The 11,578-nt window shown below is 50.7% G+C and carries 8 protein-coding genes and 1 pseudogene; 5 read left to right on the forward strand and 4 right to left on the reverse strand.

Annotation, left to right across the window (positions count from 1 at the left end):
* Positions 1-170: 170 nt before the first annotated feature.
* A complete protein-coding gene (locus H5U36_05815; GenBank protein MBC7217658.1) occupies positions 171-635 on the forward strand; it encodes a methylglyoxal synthase in 465 nt (154 codons plus the stop codon).
* A gap of 13 nt (positions 636-648) precedes the next feature.
* Positions 649-1,644 carry a DUF1722 domain-containing protein gene (locus tag H5U36_05820; GenBank protein ID MBC7217659.1) on the forward strand — a complete coding sequence of 332 codons (996 nt, stop codon included), beginning with the start codon at positions 649-651 and terminating at the stop codon, positions 1,642-1,644.
* On the opposite strand, the gene H5U36_05825 is transcribed toward H5U36_05820, so the two are convergent.
* Complete coding sequence (locus tag H5U36_05825) at positions 1,641-2,939, reverse strand: DJ-1/PfpI family protein (protein MBC7217660.1); 1,299 nt, start codon at positions 2,937-2,939, stop codon at positions 1,641-1,643. The genes H5U36_05820 and H5U36_05825 overlap by 4 nt on opposite strands.
* Before the next feature lie 286 nt (positions 2,940-3,225).
* Between H5U36_05825 and rgy the strand changes: the two genes are divergently transcribed.
* From rgy to H5U36_05840, 3 genes and pseudogenes are all read left to right on the forward strand, one after another.
* Entirely contained in the window at positions 3,226-6,714 is a 3,489-nt protein-coding gene (gene rgy / locus H5U36_05830) for a reverse gyrase (GenBank protein ID MBC7217661.1), read from the forward strand.
* 310 nt (positions 6,715-7,024) lie between these two features.
* The gene (locus H5U36_05835; GenBank protein ID MBC7217662.1) at positions 7,025-7,441 is read left to right on the forward strand and encodes a hypothetical protein; all 417 of its coding nucleotides are present in this window, start codon (positions 7,025-7,027) and stop codon (positions 7,439-7,441) included.
* Positions 7,442-7,766: 325 nt separating this feature from the next.
* Positions 7,767-8,902: pseudogene (locus H5U36_05840) on the forward strand (IS256 family transposase).
* A gap of 439 nt (positions 8,903-9,341) precedes the next feature.
* On the opposite strand, the gene H5U36_05845 reads toward H5U36_05840, so the two are convergent.
* From H5U36_05845 to H5U36_05855, 3 genes are all read right to left on the reverse strand, one after another.
* Positions 9,342-9,953, reverse strand: coding sequence for a hypothetical protein (locus H5U36_05845; protein ID MBC7217663.1), 612 nt, complete (start codon positions 9,951-9,953; stop codon positions 9,342-9,344).
* A gap of 91 nt (positions 9,954-10,044) precedes the next feature.
* Positions 10,045-10,905 carry a carbohydrate ABC transporter permease gene (locus tag H5U36_05850; GenBank protein ID MBC7217664.1) on the reverse strand — a complete coding sequence of 287 codons (861 nt, stop codon included), beginning with the start codon at positions 10,903-10,905 and terminating at the stop codon, positions 10,045-10,047.
* 14 nt (positions 10,906-10,919) lie between these two features.
* The gene (locus tag H5U36_05855) at positions 10,920-11,567 is read right to left on the reverse strand and encodes a sugar ABC transporter permease (GenBank protein ID MBC7217665.1); all 648 of its coding nucleotides are present in this window, start codon (positions 11,565-11,567) and stop codon (positions 10,920-10,922) included.
* Positions 11,568-11,578: the final 11 nt, after the last annotated feature.

The following is an 11,578-nucleotide window of genomic DNA, read 5'->3' on the forward strand; positions in this document are numbered from 1 at the left end:
CCTCCTGAGGCACCACCCGCCGGGCCTCTTCGAAAACCTCCCTTGCTTCCCGGAACCGGGAAGCCGCCCGGAGCTCTTCCCCTTTTTCGTAAAGCTTTTGTGCGTCCATAACACCTCCATTATACCCATGGTACAATGGCTGTGGAAGCTCGCAAAAAGGGAGGAACGCCATGAAGTACCGTGAAATCCCCATGAAAGCTCAAAAAAGCATTGCCCTCATAGCCCACGACAACAAAAAGGAAGAGCTCCTGGAGTGGGCAAAATTCAACTGCGGGACACTGGCTCGGCACAAGCTCTACGCCACGGGAACAACGGGGGAGATTCTCGAGCGAGAACTCGGTCTTTCCATTGTGAAACTCGAAAGCGGGCCTCTTGGAGGAGACCAGCAAATCGGGGCAAAAATCGCCGAAGGAGAAATCGATTTCCTCATTTTCTTCTGGGACCCCTTGGAGCCCTTGCCTCACGATCCCGATGTGAAAGCTCTCCTCCGTATTGCGGTGGTCTGGAACATTCCTATTGCCTGCAACCGGGCCTCAGCGGATTTTCTCATTTCCTCGCCTCTCATGCACGGGGAGTACAAGCGTTTGGTTCCCGAGTACTCAAGTTACCGGGAACGTCTCCGGGTGAAGGAGTAAAGGGGGCGCAGCAATGCACGAAGAAATCTTCTGGGTCCGGACATTTCCCCGACCGAGAATCGTGGTGAGCAAATGCCTCGGCTTTGCTCCCTGCCGCTACGATGGAGCAATTATTGAAGACCCATTCGTTCGCTCCCTCGCGCCTTACGTTGATTTCATCCTCGTCTGTCCAGAAGTGGCAATCGGTCTTGGCATCCCCAGAAAGCCCATCCGAATTGTCCTCAAAAGGGGAAGGAAATACCTACTTGAAGAAGGGACCGAAAGAGATTTCGCCGAGGCTATGGAACATTTTTCGGAAACATTTCTCAATCTTGAAGGAATCCAGGGTTTCATCCTCAAAGCGAAATCTCCCTCCTGTGGTCTCAAAGACACCAAAATCCATGCACCTCAGGGAAAAGTCCTCGCCCTGGGAAACGGCCTGTTTGCCGAAGCCGTGCTCAGAAAGTACCCTCACCTTGCTGTCGAAAGCGAGAAGCGCCTTGAGAATCTTGCCATCCGCGAACACTTCCTCCAGAAAATCTTTGCCCTGGCCGACCTTGAAGAAACCCTAAGGACAAAATCCCTTGGGAAACTCGTGGATTTCCACAACCGCTACAAGCTCTTCCTCCTTGCCCACCACCAGAGGGAAACGCAAATCCTTGGGAAAATTGTCGCCCAGGCAAAGGAAAACATAGAACATGCCTTCAAAGTGTACAAAGAGCACTTTTACAGGGCTATACAGAAAGCCATGAACCGCAGACTCGTTACCAATGTCCTCTACCACGTCCTTGGCTACTTCAAGGATAAAATCACGCCTCGGGAAAAAGAGTTCTTCCTTCGCCTCCTTGAGGATTTCCGTCGAGGCTACGTCCCCTTTCCTGTCCTCACAAGTCTTGTGGAATCCTGGATTATCCGTTTTGAAGAACCCTACCTCGCCCGCCAGATTTTTTTCCGCCCGTACCCCGAGGCTCTACGGCCGAAGGGAACTGGAGACCTCCTTCCCGAGAGGGATTTCTGGAAAGGGGGCTAACTCTCGGCTTGCCGTAGCAGTGCCTCCGTCATGGCGTCCATGAACTCGGGAACGTCATCGGGGACCCTTCCGGTGACGACTCGGCCATCGATGACTGCAGACCACTCGAAGCTGTATGTCCCACCCATGATGGGAACCGCATCTTTGCAGGCGAGCCAGCCAGCACTCTTTTTCCCTTCAAGGAGTCGGGCAGCTGCTAAGGCAATTGGGGCATGGCATATCCCGGCCACGATTTTCCCAGCCTCGTAGACCCTTCGCAGGAAAACTAGAGGGGTTTCGGCAACAATGCAGTTCCAGGGACAGAAGGCCCCGGGGACCATAACGAGGTCGATTCTTTCGGAAGGAATCTCCTCAAGAGGGGCAACGGAGTAGTACCCCAAGGGAATCTCCTGGAGGGGCACCGAAACCCCAAAGTTTCCCACCACCACTTCAAGCCCAAGAAGAGGTGGCCGAGAGCGAAGAGGAGCCTTAAACGTGCCCAAGGTCACCTCAGCACCCCGGAAGAGAAACTCAAGGACAGGAACAACAAGCTCCACATCCTCGAAATCCTCTCCTGCCACGATGACCACCCGTTTTCCTTTGAGGATTCCCTCCCGCTCATCCGAAAAGGAAGGATCAAAGTACTGGCAGAGCTTCCGGACAAAAAGTGGGGTATCGACAGTGTCCCGAGCGGTGAGAATCGTGCCGTCGAGAACTACAGGGGCGTCCTCGAGAGTTCCAATGCGCTCAATGAGAAAGGAAGCAATTTTGCTCCCCGTTGCCCGTTTCCCCTGAAGGATCCCTGCACTCACAAGGACCAGAGCACCGTCACCGATGGACCCCAAAACGGCTCCCCGCTCGGCAACGTTCCTGACAAAAGCCAAAACCTTGTCTTCCGTCATCATGACGTCCGCTGAGTGTCCCCCAAGGGCAATAAGAGCATCGTAGTCCTTGGGATCCGCTTCTTTTAGGGGCTTGAAGCTATAACGGTCCTGACCCAGAGTAGGAATAGGATCAACGCTCATATCCCACATTCCTGTGACACCCTTTCCCTTGACGTGGGGTCGGGTCCACTTCCAGGTTACCCAATCGACAAGGAGAAACTCCGGCAAGCCTCCGAATTCGCTCAGGTATTCGGCAAGGTAATAGGCCTGGAAGTCGCTGAATTCGCTTGCCACAAGGAGTCCGATGCGCTTTCCCGCAAGAGGTCCTTGGGGCTTCCTCTTTCCCGCATGGGGACCCTCGAAGAAGACAATTCCCTCCTCTTCCCTCACCGTCACACCCGTTCTCCGAGCCACATCAAGAAAAGCAGTCATCGCCCACCCTCCTTCTTGCGTTCGTACTCTTCCAGCATGATAACTTTCCTTTCGTACCTGCGCAAATTCACAAGCCGCTACGCCAAGGACCCTCAGGGTCAAGTTCTTGCCCCCGAAGCACCAATCTTCACAGGGACCGTCTGGGTTGCCATTTGCAAGGTCGTACCTCCTATTCCAAGCAATCTCTTGTCCTTCAAAGTACAAGTCGCTCTACCTGCGATGAAAAGAGCTTATCCTCTGATACAATTTAAAAAGCAAATAAAGGCTAACAAAGGAGTCCCCTTACATGGAGCTTGCGATTTTCCGAAATCTTTGTCCGAATTGTGGTGAGCGAATATCTGCCGAACGTCTCGAAAAAGGACTTGCTTGCGAGAAATGTCTACCGGAAGAACCAGAAACAGGGGACAAAACGTCGCTGTGCGAACTCTTGCAAAAAAGGGGGAAACTCCAGGGTTACCAGTGGGTTTGCAACCTCCGCAGGACCGAGAAAGCTTTTGAGGAATTCTTCTGCCAGGTCCTCGGTTTTGAGCCTTGGTCGCTGCAGCGAGCCTGGGCCCGGCGGGTATTTCTGGGCGAGAGTTTTTCGCTCATCGCGCCAACAGGCGTGGGTAAGACCACCTTCGGCATAGCAATGGCTCATTTTCTGCCCGGTTCCGCATACATCATTGTTCCGACAAGGGTACTCGTCGAACAGGTTATCGAGCGTTCCAAGGCCTTTGGGAACAAGAAGGTTGTAGGTTACCTTGGACGGGCAAAAGAACGAAGGGCGATCGAATTGCAAGATTATGAGGTCCTTGTTACCACGAATATGTTCCTGTCAACCAGCTTCAACCTCCTCAAAGGTAAACGGTTCGACTTCGTCTTTGTTGATGACGTGGACTCGCTGGTCAAGTCAGGCCGCAATGTCGACAAGGTCCTGCAATTACTTGGGTTCTCCGAGGAAGAAATTAGGACAGCTTGGGAGCAGGTGGCAAAGAGAATTTCTGGAGCACCTCAAGGCGGAAAGGAAGAAGAGACAGGGGAAATCCCAAGAGACTTTGGAGAGAGAAGAGAACCAGGTCCTCATTACAAGGGTGTTCTTGTCGTATCGTCTGCGACTCTGAGACCGAAGACAAAGCGAGTTGCCCTCTTCCGGGCACTATTGGGATTCGAGATTGTTCCAGCACAAGTAACCATTCGCAATATCTGTGACGCAGTGCAATGGGCGAGCGACCCCAATGATGCAAAGAGGAAGCTTGTTTACTGGATTAAGCGCTTCGGTAAGGGAGGGCTGGTGTTCGTACCCAGAGAATTAGGGCAGGATGGAATTGCAGAAATCATCGATTGTCTCCAGAATGAAGGAATCAACGCAGCACCTTACAACGATTTAGACCTTGATGCCTTCCAACGAGGTGAGGTTGAGGTAGCAGTTGGAAAAGCCCACGCAACGAGCTCCCTGGTTCGCGGCGTGGACTTACCAGAGACTATTCGCTACGCTATTTTCCTCGATGTTCCAAAGATGACCTTTCCTGTGGCAGTGAACAATCCACACAACTTCACAGGTTTACTCTTTGCGCTACGAGAGATAAGCGACGATACGGCACGAATCGACGCCTACCTCTCTATCATGCGTCAGTACCGACACATCCATCCCGACCAGCCTCTTCCAAAGAGGATGCAGGAAATTGCCGATTACCTCAACCAGGAGTTCGGCAAGGAAACCACCCTCGGGAAACTGGAGGCATCAGAGACAGTGGGTCTCTGCCAGCGCAACGGTCAGTTCTTCATCACCCTGGGTGATGCTGCAACATACCTGCAGGGGTCTGGACGGACCTCGAGGCTCTTTCCAGGCGGTATAAGCCGTGGGCTGAGTCTTATAATCGCCTGGGACAAGAAGGCGTTCAACAGCCTGGTAAGAAGGCTCAAGCTTTTCCACGACGAAGTCACATTTGTTGACGCCGAGCAAGTCGATTGGAAGGCGGAGCTGGAAAAAGTCGACAGAGATCGAGAACATATAAGGGCCGTACTCCAAGCAAAGGGAATAGCAGCTAATCTCAAACCCAAAGAAAAGACCTTGGCCAGACCGGAGATCGAGACAACGCTTGTTATCGTTGAGTCCCCAAATAAAGCCCGAACTATAGCGCAATTTTTCGGAACCCCACAGCAACGAATCGTTGATGGACTATCCACCTGGGAAGTCGCAACGGGCGATCGACTCCTTGCTGTGACCGCATCTCTTGGACATGTCTTCGATTTGGTTGAAGATGAGGGAATCTATGGAGTACTTGAGGTTAACGGGACCTTCTTGCCTGTTTACGGCTCCATTAAGCTGTGTCCACAGTGCGGCGAACAAACAACGAGAGACGTCTGTTCCTGTGGAAAACCACCGGAACGGGACAAGCTGGCGCTCATAAAGGCGCTGCAACGGATCGCAACTCAGTTTGACGAAATTGTTATCGCAACCGACCCAGATGCTGAGGGAGAGAAAATTGGTTACGATCTCTTAGTTGCTCTTAAACCCTTCAACTCTCGCATTCTCAGGGCCGAATTCCACGAAGTCACAAGACGTGCATTCCTTGAGGCTCTCCAATCGCCAAGGGGAATTGAGCATAACTTAGTCAAGGCGCAAATGACCCGTCGCATTCTCGACCGGTGGGTTGGATTCGAGCTGTCCCAAAAGCTGTGGCATGCTTTCAACCGGTACGATCTTTCCGCAGGAAGAGTTCAAACACCAGTCCTCGGGTGGGTCATCGAAAGGACAGAGTTATCGAGACGAAAGAAAGCTCGTATCACGGTTCACCTTCTCGAACCCGAGACACAGTTGCAAACCAAGCTCGACTTTGAAGAAGATGATATTCCACTCGCGAGGAAGCTATTTGAGCAACTGGAACGAGCAAAAGTTTCGGTAACCGAATTAGGAGAAGAAATGCTCGACCCACCACCGCCCTATCATACTGGCACGCTTCTCGCCGAAGCGGGTTCTTTTGCTCCACTCGGTACAGTGATGAACGTTCTTCAGGACTTGTTCGAACGGGGCCTTATTACTTACCACCGCACAGATAGCATCCGGGTGGGAGACGCGGGTCTGCGCGTCGCCGAAGAACTCCTCAAAGGACACTATGACCAATCTCTATTCCAACCACGCCGATATGGGACTGAGGGGGCTCATGAATGCATCCGCCCGACAAGACCTTTAACAGAAAACGATTTAAGATTTTGGCTTTCAATCGGGCGGATTGCACTTGGTAATCCTAAGCTTGCCCTGAGGCTCTACGGGATGATAGTTCGAAGGTTCTTAGCCTCTCAAATGAAACCGGCAAGAGTTCGCAGGGCAAAAGTGACACTGAACTTAGACGGATGGCAAAAGGAGTGGAAAATCACCACTGAAGTCTTTGAGGAAGGTTTCAGCATCGTCTTGCCGCTCCAAGTCCAAAAGGTTTCACCAAATGCGAAAATCGTGGACAAACAGATTCGCTTTATCAGCAAAGTTCCCCCTTTTACGCAAGGAAGCCTCATTGAAAAGATGCGACAACATGGTTTAGGACGGCCATCAACGTACGCCAAGATTGTCCAAACACTCCTTGAGCGAGGTTACATCGTCGAGCGAAATGGGTTTCTCTTTGCAACAAAGCTGGGAAAGAAAGCACACCAATGGCTTCGTTCCAACTTTCCAGAGTTTACCGATGAAGCATTAACCCGTGACTTAGAGGAGAAGAGTGATGGAATTGAAGCCGGATCCATCGATTACCAGGCTATCTTGTGGGAAATCCGAAGAAGCCGCTTGTTTTCCTCCTGATGTTCCGAAGGGAGTTGCAAAACGGTTCCCCATCGTTCGGCGGACGAAATATATCAGCTTGCCAAAAGACCGGAACAAAAACAAAATAGCAACAAGGGCTTCTTTGGTACCGCACCTCCTTTCAGATCGCTCCTTCGCTCCGATTGGAAAGAGCACACAAATCGGAAGACAATGAGGTAAATGCTACACCTATTCTTTTCACAGCGTTATCCCCTGAACAATTGACATTACCCCGATTTGCAATCTTTCCTACCAGCCGAGTTATAATACACGTGTCAAACTCGGTCCTCTAAAGGAGGGGGTATGGAGGATGAGGAAGACACTCCTTATCTTTGGTCTCTCTTGGATTATCCTCTTCTGCCTTCTTGGGGTGTACCTTGGCGTCCGTTCCACCGCTTACATTAAGGAAATCCAGGCTGCCATCGAAGCTCAGGAGTTCTCTCGATTCCTTGAACTTCAAGCCTCCTGGAAGCACAAAACATCGGCTCATGCCCATGCGCTTTGCCTTTCCTTCCTCACGCTCTTTATTGCCCTTCTCATGCCCCACATGGTGCTTCCTGGAAAAGTAAAAGTCCTTCTTGGAATCCTCCTCATCATCGGTATGGTACTCGCAAGCATCTTCGGCTGGGTCCATGTCCCTCCGGTTATGGCCGTAGGGGACATCCTCATCATCCTGGGAACCATTCTTGCCCTCTGGGGGATTCTCCGCGCCAAGGTCGAGGGGTAACTTTCTCCTTGGAAACCCTCTGGTGGGTGATATCACCCACCAGAGGGTGCAGAGTCAGCAAGAACCCCTAAGGATTCTTTCCCTCTCCTAAGGCAAGGAGAGACGCGAAGAGCTTTTCCTTTTCGCTCTCGGGGACCTTGCCTGCGAAGATGTAGCGTACGATACCTGAGGCATCAACGACAAGCACGTTGCGTTAGAATCCCAGGTGATGGTGTAAAAAGCCGTATGAATCACTGGGTGGCGAATGGGTTCCTTGACAAAAGAGGTCACTGGCGCCTTTCCTTCAGGTTGGAAAAGAACACTAAGGAAGGAGAGTGATTCACCAGTGACCCCAGATTTTAGGATAGCATTAATGGAACTCTTTCGTAAGTACCAGGGAGACCCCGAGATGGATGCCCTGAAGGAGGGGCTTCGCTGGCTTGTGCAGCAGTTGATGGAGCTGGAAGTGAGCGAGAAGGTCGGAGCGGAACGTTACCAACGTTCTTCCAACCGCACCACATACCGCAACGGATACCGCACTCGCCTGTGGGATACGAGGGTGGGGTCCATCGAATTGCGGATACCGCGACTGAGGAAAGGCAGTTACTTTCCCAGCCTGCTGGAACCCCGCAGGAGGGCTGAACGAGCACTTTTGGCCGTGGTGCAGGAAGCTTACGTGCATGGGGTCAGTACGAGAAAGGTCGATGAACTAGTGAAGGCACTTGGGATAACAGGCATCAGCAAGAGTGAGGTATCGCGCATCTGCGCAGAGTTAGATGAGCGCATGGAACGGTTCCGGAACCGTCCCTTAGAGGGAGAGCACCCATACATATGGCTGGACGCAAAGGTGCTCAAGGCGCGCATCGATGACCGTGTGGTAAACGTGGCTGCTGTCATTGCTGTTGGAGTGCGAGAGACAGGCGAGCGAGAGGTACTGGGATTTGATGTAGGGGCGGCCGAAACCTACGAGTTTTGGTTGGAGTTTCTGCGGAGTCTTGTGGCTCGAGGTTTGAGGGGAGTGAAATTAGTCATCTCCGATGCCCACGAAGGGTTGAAACGCGCTATCAGTGAGGTGCTGTCCGGGGCCAGTTGGCAGCGTTGCAGGGTTCACTTCATGCGGAGCCTGCTTGCGCGGGTACCCAAGCACGCGCAGTCAATGGTGGCAGCAATGGTTCGAACGGTGTTCGCCCAGCCAGATCAGGCATCGGCCCGGCACCAGTTAGAGCAGGTGGCAAGAAACCTTGAGCGTCGGTTCCCGCAGGTGGCCACCATGCTGCGCGATGCTGCCGATGAAGTGCTGACCTACATGGCGTTCCCGGACGAACACCGGCGCCGGATACACTCCACCAATGTCCTAGAGCGTCTGAACCGTGAGTTGGCGCGGCGCTGCGACGTCGTCGGGATCTCTCCGAATGTGAGGTCGGTTCTGCGGCTTTTAGGCGCAATATTGGAGGAGAGCAGGACGAGTGGCTGGCGCTACGGTGATACTTCAGCGCCGAGTCCATGTCCAAACTTTACGAGGAGGCAGCAGACAGCGGACACGAGACTGCTGATTTGGCCAGGACGGCAACAGCTATCGCTGGCTAATAGACTCTGACCTGAAGGGAGGCCAAAATTTACACCTATTGACGGGACGTGACCCACGCAAAACACAGATTACTCGGTTTCAGAAACAGTCCCTTGCGCAAGGGAAGTCAGAAATTCCCCACTGAACAATCAAGGGTAAGGAGACTGCCATTACGGTTGCTAGCCCTAACAGGTTCTTCTCGTGTGTGCTTCCAAAATCTGCGCTAATTCTTAGGTCCTCTTACGGGAGTCCTTAAAACCTTCGTCACAGATCTCCTCGTGTAGCGACTTTCAGGAGAAAGACTTCCCAAAGGAACACTACATGCTACCCCATAAGCACATTTTTCACTAAACATTACTCGGAATCCGAAAAAGCCAAGTCTTGAGACAACTTAACCACTAGCTTGCACAGAAAAACTGCCCACACCGAGGGCAGAATTATTAACAGACCTAGCTTCGTCCACCACGCGAGAAGTGCAACTAGAAAGCCCAAACTAAGTATTCCAGCGGTAGGAATCCTATAATGGGAGGTAAGAATAAGCGCTTGGATAAGCGCTTTCTTTAGAGTAAGATCCCAAAAAACCATAATAGGAACAGCATAAACAGACAGGATAACCAAAAAAAGAAAGCTGAAAAGAGAAAGGACAAATAAACACACTTCTGCGAGGCTGAGTCCCTCCTCTCCATAGGGAAAAACACTTAAAAGCCAAGAAAAAGAAAAAATCCCAAGACTTCCAAGCACTATGCTACGTCCATAAAAACGATAAACTCCAAGAAAGAAATCTCTCATAGCAGGTTTTTTGTTTTGAATAATTTTAGCCACAAAGTGCAGTAATCCAGAGAAAGCAGGAATTACACTGAAACAGGCAATTCCCAGGGAGAAAAACACTTCACCAACTAAGAGAAAGATGAATGGTGGAATACAGAAAGCCAGGAAAAGCAAATTGCCCAAAACGAGAAAAGCCATATTTTCCCACACGCAGAAAACGCACTCTTCCAAGTAACTTCTTGCTTCTGTATTCTTATTGCCCACAGCTAGGACAAAGACAGGTCGTCATTCACTCCTTAAGGCCAGTCATCGTAATCCCTTTAACGAGGTACCGCTGAGCAAGAACAAAAATAATCACTGCTGGGATAATAGCAAGTGTAACAGCAGCCATAGACCGAATGGGACTCCCCACATCATGCTGTCCCCTAAGCATTACTAACCCCAAGGGAATAGTGTATTTCTCTATAGAGCTCAAGAATATTAGGGGGCGAAAAAGCTCGTTCCAAAAGTACAGAAAACAAAGCACTGCCAGCGTGGAAAGAGCCGATCCAGAAAGGGGTAAAACGATTCTCAAATAGATCGTGAAGTAGGAAGCCCCGTCAATTCGCGCCGCCTCCTCGAGCTCGACGGGTATTGTCAAAAAAAACTGGCGCAAAAGGAAGACTCCAAAAGCGCTGATGGTTACTGGCAAGATAAGCGAGGCATGGGTATCGTAGAGACCCATACCTCGCATTAAAATGAAGAGAGGCACGACAGTAACTTGGATAGGTATCATCATCGACGAGAGCAGCAAGAAGAAGATAAAGTCACGACCTCTGAAGCGAATACGTGCAAACGCGTAGGCTGCTGTGGAACAAGTAATAAGCTGTCCAAGAGTAATGAGCGAAGAAACTTTAAAGCTGTTCCACATGTATCTCAGAAAGGGCGTGGCTTCGAGTAGCTGACGATATGGTCGTACATTAAAGAAGTTTGGGATCCAACGTGGAGGCAACGAAAAGGCAGTTTCGGCTGTTCCAAAAGACGTAGAAAGCATCCAAACGAAGGGCGTGATGATAATCAATGCACCCACAAAGAGCACAAAATAGCTCAAAACCTCCCAGACAAGATCTAACCATCTTCCCTTTGCAAGCTTCAAAAAATCCTTTGCCACTTTAGAGCACTCCTTCAACGGTAAAAAACCCATTTTTCGCTCATCCTAAACTGTATAAAGGTGAACACAGCTATAAATGCAAAGAGCGATAAAGATACGGCAGCAGCATAACCCATATTAAAGAAACGGAACCCTGTCTCGTAAATGTACATGACAACCGTGCGCGTAGCACCACCTGGTCCCCCCCTGGTGAGAACATAAGGCATATCAAAGACTTGAAAAGCGTTGATAAGGCCAATGACAACAAGAAAGAAAGTCGTGGGCGAAAGCAAAGGAAGGGTGATGTGAAAGAATTGCTGCAGCCTACCTGCTCCATCTACCTCAGCAGCCTCGTAAAGCTGTTGAGGAATGCTCTGAAGGCCGGCTAAAAAAACTACGACGTAAAATCCTACGTTTTTCCAAGTTTCAACGAGAATAACAGAAACTCGTGCCCACTGAGTAGAGAAAAGCCAGTTGATCCGGCCGATTCCAAGCTTCCCAAGATAATAATTGACAATACCAAGGTCAGGGTTTAGAAGAAGATGCCACACCAATGCTACAGCCGTAGCAGAGATAACATAGGGGAAAAAATAGGCGGTCCTTAGGAAATATTTAAGAAATCGATTGGCTCTCTGGTCAATAATTACAGCTATAATCAGTCCCAAGATAATTTCAAGGCTCACCACGCCTCCTA

This window comes from Candidatus Caldatribacterium sp., from assembly GCA_014359405.1.
In the GTDB taxonomy this organism is placed as follows: Bacteria; Atribacterota; Atribacteria; order Atribacterales; family Caldatribacteriaceae; genus Caldatribacterium; species Caldatribacterium oleiphilum.